The 16,716-nt window shown below is 63.3% G+C and carries 16 protein-coding genes; 11 read left to right on the top strand and 5 right to left on the bottom strand.

Annotation, left to right across the window (positions count from 1 at the left end; genetic code table 11):
• Positions 1 to 55: 55 nt before the first annotated feature.
• The 10 genes from K419_RS22825 (at position 56) to K419_RS23890 (ending at position 9,820) form a co-directional block, all read left to right on the top strand.
• Entirely contained in the window at positions 56 to 1,729 is a 1,674-nt protein-coding gene (locus K419_RS22825; RefSeq protein ID WP_226377719.1) for a two-component system sensor histidine kinase NtrB, read from the top strand.
• Between the two features lie 282 nt (positions 1,730 to 2,011).
• Entirely contained in the window at positions 2,012 to 2,692 is a 681-nt protein-coding gene (locus K419_RS0116690; protein ID WP_026842570.1) for a response regulator, read from the top strand.
• Positions 2,689 to 4,071, top strand: coding sequence for a two-component system histidine kinase PnpS (pnpS, locus tag K419_RS0116685; protein WP_026842569.1), 1,383 nt, complete (start codon positions 2,689 to 2,691; stop codon positions 4,069 to 4,071). Before K419_RS0116690 ends, pnpS begins: the two co-directional genes overlap by 4 nt.
• 20 nt (positions 4,072 to 4,091) lie before the next feature.
• Positions 4,092 to 4,775 (top strand): phosphate signaling complex protein PhoU, encoded by a 684-nt coding sequence (gene phoU / locus K419_RS0116680; protein WP_026842568.1) that lies wholly within the window; start codon positions 4,092 to 4,094, stop codon positions 4,773 to 4,775.
• 250 nt (positions 4,776 to 5,025) lie between these two features.
• Positions 5,026 to 6,033 carry a phosphatidylserine decarboxylase gene (locus K419_RS0116675; RefSeq protein ID WP_026842567.1) on the top strand — a complete coding sequence of 336 codons (1,008 nt, stop codon included), beginning with the start codon at positions 5,026 to 5,028 and terminating at the stop codon, positions 6,031 to 6,033.
• Positions 6,034 to 6,058: 25 nt separating this feature from the next.
• Entirely contained in the window at positions 6,059 to 7,105 is a 1,047-nt protein-coding gene (locus K419_RS0116670; RefSeq protein WP_026842566.1) for a prolipoprotein diacylglyceryl transferase family protein, read from the top strand.
• An 83-nt stretch (positions 7,106 to 7,188) separates the two neighbouring features.
• Positions 7,189 to 8,379, top strand: coding sequence for a PP2C family protein-serine/threonine phosphatase (locus tag K419_RS0116665; protein ID WP_026842565.1), 1,191 nt, complete (start codon positions 7,189 to 7,191; stop codon positions 8,377 to 8,379).
• Positions 8,380 to 8,403: 24 nt separating this feature from the next.
• The gene (locus K419_RS0116660) at positions 8,404 to 9,357 is read left to right on the top strand and encodes a hypothetical protein (protein WP_026842564.1); all 954 of its coding nucleotides are present in this window, start codon (positions 8,404 to 8,406) and stop codon (positions 9,355 to 9,357) included.
• Positions 9,354 to 9,677: an STAS domain-containing protein gene (locus K419_RS0116655; RefSeq protein ID WP_026842563.1), complete on the top strand. Its 324-nt coding sequence runs from the start codon at positions 9,354 to 9,356 to the stop codon at positions 9,675 to 9,677. Before K419_RS0116660 ends, K419_RS0116655 begins: the two co-directional genes overlap by 4 nt.
• Positions 9,674 to 9,820, top strand: a complete 147-nt coding sequence (locus K419_RS23890) for a hypothetical protein (RefSeq protein WP_198013124.1) — start codon at positions 9,674 to 9,676, stop codon at positions 9,818 to 9,820. Before K419_RS0116655 ends, K419_RS23890 begins: the two co-directional genes overlap by 4 nt.
• On the opposite strand, the gene K419_RS0116645 is transcribed toward K419_RS23890, so the two are convergent.
• From K419_RS0116645 to pstS, 5 genes are all read right to left on the bottom strand, one after another.
• On the bottom strand, positions 9,807 to 10,286 hold the full coding sequence (locus K419_RS0116645) for a DUF2062 domain-containing protein (RefSeq protein WP_026842562.1): 480 nt from the start codon (positions 10,284 to 10,286) through the stop codon (positions 9,807 to 9,809). The two genes, K419_RS23890 and K419_RS0116645, sit on opposite strands and share 14 nt — an antisense overlap.
• Positions 10,286 to 11,878 (bottom strand): GH3 family domain-containing protein, encoded by a 1,593-nt coding sequence (locus K419_RS0116640; protein WP_026842561.1) that lies wholly within the window; start codon positions 11,876 to 11,878, stop codon positions 10,286 to 10,288. Before K419_RS0116640 ends, K419_RS0116645 begins: the two co-directional genes overlap by 1 nt.
• The gene (locus tag K419_RS0116635; RefSeq protein WP_026842560.1) at positions 11,878 to 12,957 is read right to left on the bottom strand and encodes an alpha/beta fold hydrolase; all 1,080 of its coding nucleotides are present in this window, start codon (positions 12,955 to 12,957) and stop codon (positions 11,878 to 11,880) included. The genes K419_RS0116640 and K419_RS0116635 overlap by 1 nt, the downstream gene beginning before the upstream one ends.
• A 133-nt stretch (positions 12,958 to 13,090) precedes the next feature.
• Complete coding sequence (locus tag K419_RS0116630) at positions 13,091 to 14,155, bottom strand: alpha/beta fold hydrolase (protein WP_026842559.1); 1,065 nt, start codon at positions 14,153 to 14,155, stop codon at positions 13,091 to 13,093.
• Positions 14,156 to 14,494: 339 nt separating this feature from the next.
• Entirely contained in the window at positions 14,495 to 15,523 is a 1,029-nt protein-coding gene (gene pstS / locus K419_RS0116625) for a phosphate ABC transporter substrate-binding protein PstS (protein ID WP_026842558.1), read from the bottom strand.
• A 454-nt stretch (positions 15,524 to 15,977) separates the two neighbouring features.
• Between pstS and pstC the strand changes: the two genes are divergently transcribed.
• The coding region (pstC, locus tag K419_RS22215) for a phosphate ABC transporter permease subunit PstC (RefSeq protein ID WP_404813205.1) at positions 15,978 to 16,716 on the top strand (739 nt) is incomplete at its 3' end.

The raw sequence follows: 16,716 nt of genomic DNA, 5'->3' as shown, positions 1-16,716 counted from the left end.
GGAATCGGGACAAGAAACAGCCGACGCTTCAAGCAAAACCGTCCCAGGCGGCGCAGTGCGCCGCCTCGCAGACCTCTGTAAACGGCTGAACGGCACGCCGGACCCGCTCGAGGCGCTGGGGATACTTTTGCAGGAGGCGATGGAGGCGGTCGGTGCAGCCGAGGCAAGCGGAGGGGTCGTCTTCAACGACGACGTCGTCGTGACGCAGCGGCCGTCCGACGGAAGCCCGGCGCAGCCGCGCCGCAGCCGTGCTGCGACCCACGCGACCTATCAGCGCCTGCTGCGGCAAGCGGAGGTCCTGACCGGCAACGACGGTTCGGCCGCGGTCCCGCTGGTGGACAGCACCAAGGGTCTGCTAGCCTGGATAGAGCTGAAGCGCACGCCCACCCTCTCCTTCCTGGCCACGGAGATCGAGCTCATCGAGGCAATGGCCGGCGCGGCGACCCTGGCGCTGGAGACAGCCAGGATGAGATGCGAACACCGCCATTTCAGCCGGGCCAGCGACGAAGCCAGCTCCCTGCTGTCGGCGACTATCGAGTCCACCATGGACGGTATCATGGCGGTCGACGCCAACGGCGACGTCGTAGCGTACAACCGCCGCTTCATGGAAATGTGGGGGCTCGAGGACGAGGACCTGACCGGCGGAGACAGCAACGACCTGCTCCTGTCGCTTTTGGGAGAGATCAAGGACCCGGTCCTTTTCTTCGAGAAGGTGAGCGAGCTTTACTGGCAGCCCGAGTCCGAAAGCTACGACGTGATCGAGCTGCGCGACGGCAGGTGCTTCGAGCGCTTCTCCCGCCCGCGCCCGACAGACGGAGGTAGGCCGGCCGGACGGGTCTGGACCTTCCACGACATAACGGAACTGAAAAAGCTGGAAAGCCAGCTGCTGCACGCGCAGAAGATGGAGGCGATAGGAACCCTCGCCGGCGGGATCGCCCACGACTTCAACAACATCATGACCGCGGTTATCGGCTACACCGATCTACTCATGCTGGAGCTCTCCCCCCCGGCGCCTTACCGCGGCTTCCTCGAAAACATCCAGAACGCGTCGCACCGCGCCATAACCCTGGTGAAGAACCTTCTCGCCTTCAGCAAAGAGGAAGCGCTCCCCACCGCCAAGCTCGAGTGCAACGCCCTGCTCCAGAACGTAGCCGGGCTCTTGAAAAGGCTGGTCGGCACCGAGGTCGATTTCGTGCTGAACCTCTCCAGCGCGCCTCAGGGGATCCTGGTGGACCAGGGCCAGATCGAGCAGGTGCTGGCGAATCTCGCCACCAACGCACGGGACGCCATGCCCAACGGCGGCACCCTCGCCGTCGACGTGTCCGCCATCGAACTGTCGGCGTCTGAGCTCGCCGGGCACGACACGGCGAAACCGGGAGCGTACGTGCAGATCTCCTTTTCCGACACCGGCCTCGGCATAGACGAGACCGCGAGAAGCAGGATCTTCGACCCCTTTTACACCACGAAGGAGGTCGGCAAGGGGTCCGGGCTCGGCCTCTCCATAAGCTACGGCATCGTGAAGCGGCACGGCGGGTTTATCGACGTGGCGAGCGGCGAGGGCATGGGCACCACCTTCTCGGTGTTGCTGCCGAAGGTGGAGCTGGCCCCCGCGCCGCGGCCGCATCCCTTCGTCTCCCTGTCCAAGGACAAGGCGCGCAACCTGCCGGCGCAATTCCCCTTGCTCCCCGGGTTCAACAAACACGCTCCCGTCGCCGAGCCGCCGCGGTAACCCCACGTCCCTCCTACCCGCCCGGCGCCGCAGCTAGCCGGGCTGCAATCCCCCCTTTACCGCACCCTGCCCCCTCCCCGTATCCCGCCCCTTTTTTCTATCGAGGCGGGCCTTGAGCACCCGCTCCGCACCGGACGGACGGCAAACGTTTCGCCTGAGAAAACGACGACTTTACGGCACATTGACAGAGCTGTAACGGTTTCTAAACAATAGAGTTGTATGAATATATACGAACGACGACTTTATTGCCCGATGCCGATGGCAAAGCTAGAGGGGGATGCGATGCAAATTGTATTGATTATCGAAGACGAGAAAGACCTCGCGGAGCTAATTTCCTTCAACCTGGAACGGGAGGGGTACAAGACGGTGATAGCGCTCGACGGCGCCGAGGGTCTGGAGGCCGTGGAGCAGGTTCAGCCGGACCTGATCCTTTTGGACCTGATGCTGCCCGGGATGTTCGGTACCGACGTCTGCAAGACCGTCAAGAAATCCGAGAAAACCGCGCAGATCCCGGTGATCATGCTGACGGCCAAAGGGGAGGAGATAGACAAAGTGGTCGGCTTCGAGGTCGGCGCCGACGACTACGTGGTCAAGCCGTTTTCCACCAGAGAACTCATGCTCCGCGTCAAGGCGGTGCTGCGTCGAAAGGCCCCCGAGCCGGTGGCGACCAACATCATCAACGTCGGCGGCATCAGAATCGACACCGAGCGCCACGAAGTCACCGTGAACGGAGACGAAATCAATTTCACCACAACCGAATTCAAGCTCCTGTACACCCTGGTGATGCGCTTTGCCAGGGTCCAAAGCCGCGACGTTCTGCTGCGCGACGTATGGGGCTACAACTTCGTCGAGGACACCCGCACCGTCGATACCCACATCACCCGCCTGCGGACCAAGATGGGCCAGGCGGGAGACATGATCAAGACGGTGCGCGGCTTCGGGTACAAACTGGAGGTGCAATGAGATCGAAAGTCGTCGGCATCCAGTCCGTCGTCGTCCTGGCCTTTGCCGCAGTCCTCTGCGGCTACGAGCAGCGCCTGTTCGGAGTCGGCGGGGCCTTGCTCTTGACCGCCTCCATCGTCGTCTGCTCCACCTACCTCCTGGCCCAGGTCGGCACCAGGCCGCTGCGGGCCGTGGCCGCCATGGCGTCCAGGATCGGCAAGGGAGAGATCAGCACCAGGCTTCCCGCCGTAACCGACCCCCAGGTTGCCGAGCTTGCCAGGGTGATCAACGAAATGGCGGCAAAGACCGAGGCGCAACTGGACCGCCTGGAGGCGGAGAAGAACAGGCTGGATGCCATTCTTCGCGGCATGGGCGAAGGGATCATGGTGGCCGACCCCCAGGGGAGCATCACCCTGGTCAACCCCGCCTTCAAGGGACTCTTCGGGCTGCAGGACGAGGTGGAAGGACGGCTGCTCATCGACATATCGCGCCACCCCGCGCTGCACGAGTCGTTCAGGGACATCTTGTCCTCGCGCCAGGAGCGCGTCGAGGAGCTGCAGTTGCACTCCCCGAAAGAGCGCTCGCTTCTGGTCCACTGGGTGCCGCTGGTGGAGTGCGGGGTGGTGACCGGCGTGGTGGCGGTATTCCACGACATCTCCGACATCCGGCAGATGGAGAAGATGCGGCGCGACTTCGTAGCCAACGTCTCCCACGAATTGCGCACTCCCATCACCATCATCAAAGGGTACGCCGAGACGCTTCTGGCCGGGGCCCTGGAACACCCGACGCAGGCAACGAAGTTCGTCAACATCATGTACTCGCACGCGGACCGGCTCGCCTCCCTGGTCAGCGACCTGCTCACCCTGTCCCAGCTGGAGTCCGGTGCGATCCCGCTGGAGACCAGGAGCGTGAAGGTGCAGGAGATTGCGGAGCACGTGGTCGCCCTGCTGGAGCGCAAGATCCGGGAACGCGGCATCAAAGTCGACCTCTCCGGACTGAAGGGGGCTCCCTGCGTGATGGCAGATCCGGGGCGCCTGGAACAGGTGATCGTCAACCTGCTCGACAACGCGGTGAAATACACCCCCGCCGGAGGGTCGGTGACGCTCAGCGCGACCGACCGGGAAGAAGGCGTCATTATCGCCGTCCAGGATACCGGCATCGGCATCCCCTCGAAGGACCTGCCACGTATCTTCGAGCGTTTTTACCGGGTCGACTCGGCGCGCAGCCGCGACGAAGGGGGAACCGGCCTCGGCCTTTCCATCGTGAAACACATAGTCCAGTTGCAAGGGGGAACGGTGTCGGTGCAAAGCAACGGACAGGGCTCCACCTTTTTTGTCACTCTCAACAGGGCCGAGTCGACCTATAGCGGCACAATAGCGGCAGCCGCAGCGCCACACTAACCTACACAAGAGGCGGCATGATGAACAAGGAACATGTGAGCAGCCAGTTCGACAGCAATTTGGCCGCGATTCGCCTGAAACTCCTGGAGATGGGTGGGAAGGTGGAGCTTATGGTCTCAAAATCGATGAAGTCGATCGTGGAACGGGATTCCGAGCTGGCCGAACAGGTCGTCGCCATGGACGCCGAGGTGAATCGGCTGGAGATGGAGATCGACGAGAAATGCCTCCACCTTCTGGCGCTGCGGCAACCCGCCGCCCGGGACCTGCGCTTCGTCACCCTTGCGCTCAAGACGGTGGTCGATCTGGAACGGATCGGCGACGAGTGCGTCAACATCGCCAAACGAGCCGTGGAGCTCAACCGGGAACCGCAGTTGAAGCCGTACATCGATCTTCCCAGGATGGCCGAAGCCGCCGCGAGCGCCGTACAGGCGGCCCTCGACGCGTTCGTGCGCCAGGACGTGCAAGCGGCTCTGGCCGTGTGCCGGGCGGATACCCCCAGCGACGAATTGCACGACCAGTTGCAGAGGGAGCTGATCGGCTTCATGGTGACAGACCCGGCAGTCGTACAGCGCGCCCTGGCCATATCCTGCATCTCGAAGTTCCTCAAGCGCATCGCCGACCACGCCACCAATATCGCGGAGATGGTGGTTTTCATGGTGGACGGGGTCAACGTCCGGCATGCGAGGCCGGCTTCTCAACCGTGACGCCCGGCATAACGGCAAGCGCCCCCACCCCGCCCGTCCGTGGTGAATCACGAGGGGGAGTTCGCGGTGGCAAGGGTTGAGGATTAAGTACATGCGCCGTCTCACGGGGCTCCCGCATCGGGGGCCCCTTTTCGTTTTTCCGGCGAAGGTAACCGACGTTTCACCTGTTGGTCACAAGATCTCCATATAGTTGAGGTACACAGGTCTTGCGAAACGTACGCGATCGCAACCGCGAAGGAGGACCTCAAAAATGCAGACGACACGGCACCAGTACATCGCGCGCGACAGCGGCGCTGTCTGCGACGAATCGCTCTTCGGCGACGGGTTCGTCCGGCTCATGTACCACGGGGTGCGGGAAAGCGCGCCCGCGCTGTTCCGGCTATTGACCAGCCCGCGCATGACCGGCATCCTCGGTTACGTCAACTACGACCTCCCCTTCGCCTCCGGGGGGTCGGCCTGCGCCCGATTCCTGCGCCAGTTGAAGGTCGACCTATCCGAATGCCTGCTCCGGCCCGAAGAACTCGACACCCCGCGCAAGGTGTTCGAACGCCAGATACGCTACTGGGAGTGCCGCCCCATGCCGGAAAGGCCGGAAGAGGTGGTTTCTCCCGCCGACGCCCGGGTCCTGGTCGGCTCCTGCCGGGACACCTCCAGTCTTTTCATCAAGGACAAGTTCTTCAGCTTCGACGAGCTTCTGGGCGGCGAGCGCCGTCCCTGGCTCAACGCGCTGCGCGACGGGGACTTCGCCCTGTTCCGACTCACCCCCGACAAGTACCACTACAACCACACCCCGGTTTCCGGCGAGGTGGCGGACATCTACACGATCGACGGCGAGTTCAACTCCTGCAACCCGGAGGCGATCGTCGCCGTCGCGACCCCCTACTCCAAGAACCGCCGGGTGGTGACCATCGTCAACACGGACGTCAAGGGAGGGAGCAACGTCGGCCTGGTCGCCATGATCGAGGTGGTGGCGCTCATGATCGGCGACATCGTGCAGTGCTACAGCGCCGAAGGCTACCGCGACCCGCGGCCGGTAACGCGGGGCATGTTCGTCGAGAAGGGGCAGCCCAAATCGCTCTACCGCCCCGGGAGCAGCACCGACATCGTCATCTTCCAGAAAGGGAGGGTGAGCTTCGCCGCGGACCTGCTGGAAAACCAGGCCCGCACCGACGTGACCAGCAGGTTCTCGCAGGGGTTCGGCATTCCCCTGGTGGAAACGGACATAAGGGTCCGCGCACTGCTGGCCCGCGCCCGCTGAAAAACCGGAGAAGGAGACGCTAACTATGACAGAGACGCTTTTCATCCTGGGGCTCGCGGCAGGTTCGGCCCTCTACCTCTGCTGGGGATGGAGGACGCTCCCGGCGGAGCGCTGGCAGATAGCGGCCTCGGTCCCCATCAGGAAAACCGGCGACGGCTCCTGGGCGGGGGCCAACCTCACCTGGTACGGCATCTTGACCGCCAACGCCTACGTCGCGGCCGGTGCGCTCGCGCTGCTCCTCATGGGGGCGGCCGGAATCCCCTTCAGGAGCGTGGCGGCCATCGTCTTTCTCCTGCTGGCGGCCTGCGTCCCCGCCTCGCGCCTGGTGGCGCAGCTCGTGGAGGGGAAGGCCAACACCTTCACCGTGGGAGGAGCCGTCTTCGTCGGCACCCTGCTCGCCCCCTGGATCGTGGTCCTGGTGAACCGCTGCCTCGGGGACAGCGCCCCGATTCCCCCTCTGGCCGCCCTCGCCGCCATCGGCGTCGCATACGCCTTCGGCGAAGGGTACGGCAGGCTCGCGTGCATGAGCTTCGGTTGCTGCTACGGAAAGCCGCTCGCCGCCTGCCACCCCAAGGTCGCCTCTCTCTTCTCCCCCATCGCCCTCACCTTCACCGGCAAGACCAAGAAGATCGCCTACGCCTCGGGGCTGGACGGGGTGAAAGTGCTCCCGGTGCAGGGCATCACCTACTTCCTGTACTGCGGCGCGGGGATCGCCGGAACCTGCCTGTTCCTCAAGGCGCAGTACGGCGCGGCCTTTCTGCTCACCCTCTCGGTCACCCAGGCCTGGCGCGTCGTCTCGGAGTTCTTCCGCGACGACTATCGCGGCGCGGGGAGGCTGTCGGCGTACCAGTGGATGGGGATGATCGGTGTCTGCTACGGCGCCTGGGCCGCATGGCACTTCGGCGGCAAGCTGGAACCGCTCCCGGACCTCGGCACCGGCCTGAGCGCCCTCTGGAACCCCGCTCCGATCCTCCTGCTGCAGGGACTCTGGGGGGGCATCTTCCTCTATACCGGCCTGAGCCGGGTGACGGCGGCGAGGCTCAGTTTCCACGTACAGTCGGACAAGGTGTAGTCGCCTCATTAAACATTGACCTCCTTGTAACACGGTCGCAAAAATAGAGGTCTATGCTACGGCGGTGAAAGGAAGGTTTCGCTATGTGCCATGAAGCATTGGTAAGGCTGAGAGACATCGGCAGGAGCGCGGTCAGCGTGGGGAGCGATTTTAGCGTGCAGCACGTCCTGCGCCTCTTCCAGGAAGATCCGGAACTGCCGCTGATCGCGGTTGCGGAGCAAGGAAGCTTCAAGGGGGCGGTGAGCCGCCGCGAACTGCTGAACCTCCTCAGTCGCCCCTTCGCCATGGAACTGTACGCGAAAAAGCCCGCCGACTGCCTGCTCGAAGACCTCAAGGGGAAACGGGTGGTGTTCCCCCCCGACCTCGAAGTGAACGAGGCGGCAGTTAGGCTCCTCGCCGTGGACCCCGCCCTGCAGACCGACTCCTTTCCACTGGTAGACGACGGCGAATGTCTCGGCGTGGTGGCCGTCTCCGACCTGATGATGGCGGTGGCGGAGCAGCAGAAGGAACTTCTGCGGGCACTTGACCGGCTCAGTTCGAGGATCCGCGAAGAAGTGGCGCGGGGGGTGAAGATACAGCAGGACCTGCTTCCCCCTCCGGAATTCCGCTTCGGACCGCTCACCATCGGAGCCGGCGTCACCACCAGTTCCGAGATCGGCGGCGACTTCTTCGATTACTTCCCGGTGGGAGAGAACCGCCTGGGCGTCGTGATCGCAGACGTAAGCGGACACGGCGTGCAGTCCGGCATGGTGACGACGGCCGCGAAGGCAAGCCTGCACACGCTGGTTTCCCTCGGGGTTACCACCCCCTCGGGCCTTCTGGCCGGGATGAACAACGCCATCCTCGCCACGGCGCGCCAGACCCTACTGATGACCTGCCTGATCGCAACCCTGGACCTGTCGGCCGGCTCACTCTCCGTGGCCAACGCGGGGCACAACTTCCCCTTCCTCATGCGCGCCTCAGGCGCCGCCCCTGAAATGCTGGATACCCTTTCCGGGTTCCCCCTAGGTTTCGAGCGGGACGCGCAGTATCCGGAAACCGTGACCGCCTTCGCCCCCGGGGACTGCCTCTTTCTCTACACGGACGGGGTGGTAGAGAGCGTCGATGCCTCGGGAGAGGAGTTCGGCTATCGGCGGCTGCAGGAGCTGTTGCCGAGGGAGAAATGCCTCCCCCACTTGCTCCATGAGCACCTCTTGGAGAGCGTCTTCAACTTCACCGGCCAAAGGACCCTGGAAGACGACGTAACGACGCTGATCGCCTGCTATGGCAGCTAACGACAACTCAAGGAGACAAAAAGCGTGAAGAAGATTGCCGCCTTATTCCTGGATGCGACTGACCGAGCCGACTGGCGAGAAGCCTTGTCGGAGGTGGCGGATATCGTTTGCCTCACCGTCGACGGGGACCTAGCCTCTGCGCTCCGCGCGCTTCGGGACTCTACAGCCGACACAGACTTTGGCGTCGTCATGCTCTCCGCGCGACTCTACCCGGAGGCGTACCCCGAACTGGCGGTAAGGCTGCGTGCAATCTGCCCGGAGGCTGAATTCCTGGTGATCTCGCGCGAGGCCGGCGCGCCGCCGCTCAGGTCCCTGCTGGCAGACCGGATCAGGCACCTCACCATCAGTGCCAAACACGATCTCGCCGGAGGCGAGCAACTCCCTGCGGTGATCGCCATGCTGGCGCAGCGGCGCCCCTGGGACGCCGCCTCCTGCTTGAAGACCGGGACCCCGGTGCACAGCTTCGAGCTTGGCTCGAGCGAGGACAAGGAAGGCGTGATCGGCGCACTGGAGCGGGTACTGGCCGGCCAGGGGGACGAAATCGAGCTGCTGAGACAGAAAGCCTCTCTTTTGGCCGACGAGCTCATGGAAAACGCCATGTACGGCGCCCCTCGCGCCAGCCATGGAGTCCCGATGTTCCGCAAGGGAGAGAAAAGGCAGATGCTGCCGCATGAGGTGATCGTCTTCAGTTTCGGTTTCGACGGCGAGACGCTGGCGCTCAACCTCACGGACAACTGGGGGAGCCTTGAGCCGGACCAGGTACTGGAATGCCTGACGCGCAACGCCGACGGATACCAGGACGCCGACGAGTGCGGCGGGCGTGGGCTCTTCATCGTCTGGCGTTTCCTGGACCAGTTCCACGTCAGCGTACAACCCGGCAGGCGTACCGCGGTCGGGGGGCAGTTGCACCTTGCCTCCAAGCTCGACCCGGCGACGCCGCGCGGCTTTCACATCATCGAAGAGGAGATAGCGGCATGACCACAGCAAAGACTTCAAACAACGGCTCTACAGCGTGCGATTACTTCGCACTGGAAGGCACCATCGACCTCCACTCGGAGGCGCTGCTCATGGCAATCCCCGCAAAGGTGAAACACCCGGTGGTCCGGTTCGACTTCGCCAAGGCGGGAAGGGTCAACTCCATGGGGGTGGCGCTATTGCTGCGATGCTTCAAGGAGATCAGCGGCAAGGCGGAGATCAGGCTGGAAGGGTTGAGTCAGATGCATGCCATGCTCTTCAAGATGACCGGCGTGTTCCTGCTGGCGACGCCGGCCGAGCAGAATAAGGAGGGGGCGGCATGAAATTGATCGATTTCTTCGCCGGAAGGACCTTCAGCAACTTCGACCGCTCCCTTGAGCAACTTCAGGGAATACGCGATTCGTACCGCCAGATGAACGTACAGATCTACGGAGAGCAGCTGGCCGCCCTGCTCAACGACTGCTAGAAGCGGCGCCTTCGCTTAAGCGCCCCTTGAAACGGCCGCTCAGCAGGGGGTGCAGCAAAAGGGCCAGCGGCAAAGCGGTGAGCGCCCAAGCCCCGATCCCCTTCGCCGTGGCCCAGGCCACCAGCCGGAACGACGCCCCGATGCCGCCGCGCAAGGCTTCGAGAAGTATCTCCGCGTTTACAGCCGTCCCCCAAGGGAAAAGCGCATCCCCCAGCCGGCAAAACGGCAGCAAAAGCGCCAACTGCAACGGGTAGCAAAGGTAGTTCACCGCAAGCATCGCGGCCTGGTTCAGCCTGAGCCTTGCCGCCAGCGCCACGCAGATGGCGGTCGTGCCCCAGAGAAGGGGCATGACCCCCACCGCGCTCCCCAGGCAGATGGTCAGCGACAGCTTGCCGGGGGACATCCCGGAACCAAGCACCGCGGTAGCCCCCCTCCGTAGCGCTCCCCATACGCCCCTGGCCGCCATTACCGTCCGCCGCCTGCCCCGCAGTAGCGAGCCAGGCTCGCGACCAAGTCCCCCTCCAGGGTCGGATCCACATGCGGGATCTTGCTCTGCCCCCCAAGCTTCCCCCGTACCTCCTTGGACCAGCGGTATATCTCCCCCTCGGGGACCGTCAGGACCAAAGGCGGCTTGATCCGTCCCTGCTCGCGAAAGGTGCGGTAATCGGCGTTCATGCCGTTCAGCGAAGCGTCCAGGTGCCCGGCCAGCATCTCGGCAGACCCGGTCGAGCCGGCGGCCAAGGCGAGGATCCAGAGGTGGCGGCGGCTACCGATCTGGGGACCGACCATGAACTCCCTGACCTCCACCCCCGGCATCTGGTTGAGCCGGGCGACCGCCTCCTCGACTTCCCCCTGGGTCACCTTCTCCTCGAACCGGTCCAGGAAGCGGTCCCTACCGGTGAACTCGATGAAGAGGTTCTCGCGGTCGGTGCAGCGCAAGGTGTCGCCGATATGGTAGCGCCAGAGCCCGGCGCAGGTGGTCAGGATCACGGCATAACGGCGTCCGAGCTCCAGTTCCTCCAGCGGCACGCAGGGGGCGTCGGGCGCCGGCCGCCCCCCCTCCAACTCGTCGCACGGCGCGAACTCGAAGAAGGCGCCGTAGTAGGGGGCCAGCCGCATCCGGTTTTCTCCCGGCCGCTGGAAAGCCATGAAGGCCTCCGAGGAGGGAAGCACCTCCAGGAACTGGGGAGCGCGGGCCGGGAAGAGCTGCTCGAACTCCTGCAGGTAGGGCTTCATGCTGGTGCCGCCGTGCACGATAAGTTCCAGGTTCGGCAGCAACGTGGCCAGCGGCGCTCCACCGAGCTCCCGGCAGCGGTTCAACAGCAGCAGTATCCAAGGGGGAACGCCGGAAATGCCGCGTATCGAAGCATCCCGCAGCAGCAGTTCTGCCAGCCGCTCCACTTTTTCCTCCCAGGGGAGCCTCGCGGTCGCCGCATCGGGCGCGATGAAAGGTTTCAGGTAGGAAGGGCGGTAGCGCAGGGTTATCGCGCTCATGTCGCCGCTTAAGACCCCTTCGCCCCGGTCGCTGAGCTCGGTGTTGCCGGCCAGATACAGGAGTTTCCCTTCCATGAGCCGGCTGCGGCGGTTGGCGCTCAGGTAGCATGAGGTCAGGTCCAGGGCGGCGCGCCGGTTGGCCGCGAACATCTCCATGGTGAAGGGGATGAATTTGCTGGGGGCCGTGGTCCCGGAGGTCTCGCAGAAAAAGGGGACCTTCCCGGGCCAGGTGACGTCCTCAAGCGCCAGCGTCACCCTGCCGTCCGACTCGCGGGCCCCGTAACGGAAGTAGTCGTTCCAGAAATCCTCGTAGCTGCGCAGCGGCACGCGGGAGCGGAACAGGTCGTAGGCCCGCGCATGGGGCAAGGAGGCGAGTTCGGAGAGCCCGTAATCGGCGCCGAACCTGGTCGAGGCCCCGCGCGCCAGAAGGCGGCTGAAGATGCGCCGCTGCGCGGCGACGGGGTCGCTGCCGGCCAGGCGTGAAGCGTGCAAAGCGGCGCCCGCCTTGACCAGACGGTCGAAAACCGGCAAGGCGGCGGCCTTCATGGTATCGCTGAGCGTCATCACACTGCCTCGCTAAGCTTCGCGGGAAACAGGTTTTCGTACCACTCCCGGATCAGCGGGTTGTAGCAGCGGTGGTGAAAAATCAGGGAGGCATGGGCGACTGCGTCCCCTGCGACGTCGGAAATCACCCGCCTGACGACGCCGTTGGGAAAGAGCGACGTCCTCTGCTGCGGATGGCCGAAAAGCCCCAGGGTGGGGGAGGTCGGCACCAGGAGGTTTTCCTCCTCCTCGGCAAGCAGGGTCAGGGCGGCCCCCCAGAATATCGGGCGCTCCCCCGCCGGCCGCAGGAACTGCTTCAGGGCCAGGACGCGCTGGTACCCCCCCACGGCGGGGGTCTCTTCGATGACCTGCATGATCTTCTTTTTTATCGAGAGGTGCCTGCTGGAAAGGGGTCGGTTCTGGGCACCGGTTTCGAACAGCGCCTGGAAGCATCTCCTGGCACGCTCGATCTGGCGTCCGATTCCTTCGCCGTCGTTATCGGCACTCCCCAGAATCCGTCGCAGGTTGCTTTCCAGCATCCTGACCCCCTCGCCCTTCCCCCGCACCGGGCGGATCAGGTCCTCGGCGCAGAGGACCGGGCTTGCCATGACCACCCCGCGGATCCTAAGGAGCTTCGTGTCCCGGCTCTCCTGCAGGAAACGCGCGATGAGGCCGCAGCCGAAGCTTACGCCGAAAAGGACCGGTTTCTGGTCCCGGTTGTTGATGGCCTCGATCAGGTCGGCGAGCTGCGCGAAAAACAGCTCGGTACTGAAGCCGTGGCGCGGGTAGTTGATGTAGTAGATGCTGCCGTATTCCCTGAGCAGCGAGCGCTGGAACTCCACCTGCTCGGTGGCATCGGGCACGAAGCCGCCAACCACGATGGTCGGCACGTTACCCGCCCCCTTCTCCTTGAACACGAGGGCCCGACAGGCGTGGAGACTCACCCGGTCCCGCAGTTCCAGCTCCCTCCTCCTTACCGAGGGGTGAAAAGGTTTTATCGACATCTGGCGCAGCAGCCCGGTGGCTGCGCAGGCTACCCCGACAAGCGCGGGATGTCCGGCTACCGTCCTCAATACCTTCGGCAAAACCAATCCAGCCATATCGTTCCTCCTGGTTCGTTTTTTTTCATTATGAACAAGGAGCGTTACGGGGTTGTGGCAATCGGGACAATGTTATGTAGCTTTTCGGTAGATAAAGGAGGAATCCGGGTCGCGCAATGGGACCACAAGGTTTTCACCGGAAAAGACTGCCCCGGATCGAGGTTGCATTCGGGGCTGCCTCGGCTCGACGCACCACGTGACGGACCGCGTCCGCTACCCGCAGGGCATGCTCCCGACGCGTCACCAGCGTCACATGGTCCGCATTTTCGACGACGAGGTGGACGCTGTCCGAGGAGAGCGATGCGAGTTCGCGTTGCAGTTCCGGTTGACCCGGCAGCACGTCACTACCGGCCGTCACCACCGCCAGCGGCAGGTCTCCAAGCCCACCGGCACAGCGGACCTCGGCGCAGATCTCATTCCAGGCGAGAGATTCATCGAGCGTGCTCCGCAGGTGGCGGCAGTCCGCGAGCATCGCCTCAGCCTCGGCCGCTTGACGGGCCGGGAGCCCGTCCCCCCAGTCGCGAAAAAACCGGGAGAGGCGGATGTAGCCCAGCCGAGCCAGGAAAGGAACCGCCTTCAGGAAACGAAACCCCGAGTCCATATGTGTCCGGATCGCGGAACTGCGCAGGTGCTGGTCCGGATGGACCGCATCGACCAGCACCATTCCCGCGGTCTCGTCACGGAACTGGTCGGCGAACACCCGAACGAAAAGCCCTCCCATGGAGTGACCGACGAGCACGAAGGGGGGGAGTACGCCTCCTTGCCTCAACGCGGCGCGCAGCCGAAGCGCCGCGACTACGGCCGATTTGCGGCCAGGATCCGGACCGCTCCAGCCGAGCCCCGCCCTGTCGTAGGAAATGACCCTGGAAAACTTGGCTACCTCCGAATGGACCCAGGTCCACCCCGAGCAGATCCCGCCCAAGCCCGACTCGAGGATCACCGAAGGCGCCCCCTCGCCTGCCGACAACACATGGAGGTGGCAGTCGCCTCCGCTCACCAGCGTCCCGGGCGGAGCGTACTCGCGCCGGTCCCGAAAACCGGCCAGCGCCTGGTACAGACAGCCGATCCCTGCAAGGCAAGGAAGAACCGGGGTAAAGAGCCTGGACCGCTGCGTTACCACGGTATGAAACCGATGGCTTTTCCGGAAGCGATAGACAGCGCTGTCGCCGGACAAAGAAAGCGGTTCGTCAGCATTCATAGGCAAACCTCCTGCAGGATGCAAGCTGCCGCGACACACCTCTTGGAATAACCTATTTACCGAGCATCTCTTTGTGTAGCTCCTTAATTTGTTTTTTTCAACAATTGACACAGACCTGTAACAGAGTTTTTACATCCTGCGCAATGGGCAAGAAGTCGTGCCCGTGAGACAAAGGTGAATTTACTGAGTGAGTTCCGAATAGGATGAGAGAGTTTGCGATTGCTTTGGATTAGGTAAAACCGAAAGGATCAGCAGGGTTAGTACGAGGGGACGGCAGGGAAGGAAAAGCCCCGGGGGCCGGCATTTGCCGCCCCCCGGGGCACTGTTCTTCGAGTGGACCTACTTGATGGTCTTGATGGTTTTCTGCACCATCTTCACGACGCTCTCCGGCAGCGGCGCGTAGAGCATCGGGGCGGCCATCTTCTGCCCCTTGGTCATGGCCCAGTTCAGGAACTCGACCATCTGCTTCCCTTTGGCTGCGTCCTTTTGCTGCTCGTACACCAGGAGCCAGGTAAATCCGACCACGGGATAGGCGTCCTTACCCGGCTGGTTCACCAGGGAGATGCGATAATCAGCCGGCATATCCTTGACGGCTGCGGCTGCTGCCGCACTGGTCGACTTGATGGAGGGTTCGACGAAGACCCCGGCCTTGTTCTTGAGCGAAGCGTAGGGGAGCTTGTTCTCGAAGGCGTAGGCGAGTTCGACGTAGCCGATGGAATACGGGGTGGTCTTCACCTGCCCCGCGACACCCTCGTTACCCTTGCCGCCAAGGCCAACCGGCCACTTCACCGAAGCGCCCTTGCCGACCTTCTGCGCCCATTCGCGGTTCATCCCGGTCAGGTAGTCGGTGAAGATGCTGGTGGTGCCTGACCCGTCGGAGCGGTGCACGACGATGATCGGCTTGGCCGGGAGGTTCACCCCCTTGTTGTCGTCGGCGATCCTCGGGTCGTTCCACATGGTGATCTTGCCGAGGTAGATGTTCGCGACGTCCTCGGAGTTGAGTTTCAGGCCGGTGCCCACGCCCGGGACGTTGTAGGTCACCACCACGGCGCCCATGACGGTCGGTATGTGGACCAGCTTGCCCGGAGCGGCTTTCAGCTCCTGGTCGGAGAGGAACTTGTCGCTCGCGCCGAAGTCGACGGTCTGCGCACTGATCTGCTTGATGCCGCCGCCGCTGCCGATGGACTGGTAGTTGAACTTCACACCTTTATCCACCTTGGCGTACTCGGTGAACCACTTGGAGTAAAGCGGGTACGGGAAGGTGGCGCCGGCGCCGTTGATGAGGGTCTCGGCGGATGCCTGCGCCGCGGTACCGAATGCTGCCATCAGGGCCAAGGTCAGGAATGCTTTTTTAATACTCTTGATCATTTTGAATGTCTCCTTTCTGGATTTGCCGAGGACTATAATCGAGAAATGTCGCGATCTGGTTACAGTCATGGCAAAAGTCTGTGAATAGTTGCCGAGGGTGCCCCTGACATTGGAACAAAGCAGTAAGGCGACAGGTGCAGGATCTGTGACCGTTTCTACGCAGCGACTCCCATCCCCCTGTTTACCTCTGTCTGCGGGCATGAACACAAACTGTAATAAGTACTCAGTCGCCTGTCTGTTCGAAGCGGACGAAAAAGGATTCATAAACATTTTGCCTGTTCGTAACAACGCTGTAACATTCCTGCGGCATCCTACTGAGTCACAGTAAAGAATGAACAAGGGGAAGAAGCGTCGTCAGTGCTTGTGCCATGGCGCCCCCATCAAGCGGCGACTGAAGACGCACCGGAGGCAACGCTTGGATACAGACGCGCGCAGTTCCGACTGCACCAATGAAATGGAGACCGACTTGGCATCAGCGACAACACAATCGAGAACCTCGAAGAAGGTGAATGGAGATTGCCTCTTCCGCTATCTCACCACCTGTTTCGCCTTCAGCATCATCCTGATCCTGGCGCTCATGCTCTACGAGATGACCGGCGAGAGCATGCCCGCCATCAAGGCCTTCGGCTGGCAGTTCGTGAAGTCGACGGAGTGGGACGCGGTCCAGGGGATCTTCGGGGCGCTCCCCTACCTCTACGGGTCGGTGGTCTCCTCGGTCTTGGCGCTCGCACTCGCCACCCCCTTGAGCATAGGCGCGGCCCTCTTCATCACCGAAGTAGCGCCGGCGCGCGTCGGTGCCCTGGTTGCCCCCCTGGTGGAACTGCTGGCGGCGATTCCCTCGGTCATCTACGGCCTTTGGGGGGTGCTGGTCATGGCGCCCTGGCTCCAGTCCACGGTCCAGCCCTTCCTCATCGAGCACTTCGGCTTCATCCCGCTCTTCCAGGGCGCCCCCTACGGCGTCAGCATGCTGGCCGCCATCTTCATCCTGATGATCATGGTGGTGCCGATCATCACCTCCATCACCCGCGAGGTGCTGCTCGCCGTGCCGCAGAGCCAGAAGGAAGCGGCGATCGCGCTCGGCGCGACCCGCTGGGAGACCATCAAGATCGCCATCCTCCCCTACGGCAAATCAGGCATCCTGGGGGCCTCGATCCTCGGCCTCGGCCGGGCCATCGGCGAGACCATGGCGGTCA

Origin of the sequence: Citrifermentans bremense R1, assembly GCF_000426865.1 — a bacterium.
In the GTDB taxonomy this organism is placed as follows: domain Bacteria; phylum Desulfobacterota; class Desulfuromonadia; order Geobacterales; family Geobacteraceae; genus Geomonas; species Geomonas bremensis.
The sequence above is the reverse complement of the archived record's forward strand: the minus strand, read 5'-3'. Positions and strand labels throughout refer to the sequence as shown.

Excerpts from the sequence above, each read along its gene's own strand:
- K419_RS0116690 (WP_026842570.1), top strand. The coding sequence starts at position 2,012 with ATGCAAATTGTATTGATTATCGAAGACGAGAAAGACCTCGCGGAGCTA.
- pnpS (WP_026842569.1), top strand. The coding sequence starts at position 2,689 with ATGAGATCGAAAGTCGTCGGCATCCAGTCCGTCGTCGTCCTGGCCTTT.
- phoU (WP_026842568.1), top strand. The coding sequence starts at position 4,092 with ATGAACAAGGAACATGTGAGCAGCCAGTTCGACAGCAATTTGGCCGCG.
- K419_RS0116675 (WP_026842567.1), top strand. The coding sequence starts at position 5,026 with ATGCAGACGACACGGCACCAGTACATCGCGCGCGACAGCGGCGCTGTC.
- K419_RS0116670 (WP_026842566.1), top strand. The coding sequence starts at position 6,059 with ATGACAGAGACGCTTTTCATCCTGGGGCTCGCGGCAGGTTCGGCCCTC.
- K419_RS0116665 (WP_026842565.1), top strand. The coding sequence starts at position 7,189 with ATGTGCCATGAAGCATTGGTAAGGCTGAGAGACATCGGCAGGAGCGCG.
- K419_RS0116655 (WP_026842563.1), top strand. The coding sequence starts at position 9,354 with ATGACCACAGCAAAGACTTCAAACAACGGCTCTACAGCGTGCGATTAC.
- K419_RS23890 (WP_198013124.1), top strand. The coding sequence starts at position 9,674 with ATGAAATTGATCGATTTCTTCGCCGGAAGGACCTTCAGCAACTTCGAC.
- K419_RS0116645 (WP_026842562.1), bottom strand. The coding sequence starts at position 10,286 with ATGGCGGCCAGGGGCGTATGGGGAGCGCTACGGAGGGGGGCTACCGCG.
- K419_RS0116640 (WP_026842561.1), bottom strand. The coding sequence starts at position 11,878 with ATGACGCTCAGCGATACCATGAAGGCCGCCGCCTTGCCGGTTTTCGAC.
- K419_RS0116635 (WP_026842560.1), bottom strand. The coding sequence starts at position 12,957 with ATGGCTGGATTGGTTTTGCCGAAGGTATTGAGGACGGTAGCCGGACAT.
- K419_RS0116630 (WP_026842559.1), bottom strand. The coding sequence starts at position 14,155 with ATGAATGCTGACGAACCGCTTTCTTTGTCCGGCGACAGCGCTGTCTAT.
- pstS (WP_026842558.1), bottom strand. The coding sequence starts at position 15,523 with ATGATCAAGAGTATTAAAAAAGCATTCCTGACCTTGGCCCTGATGGCA.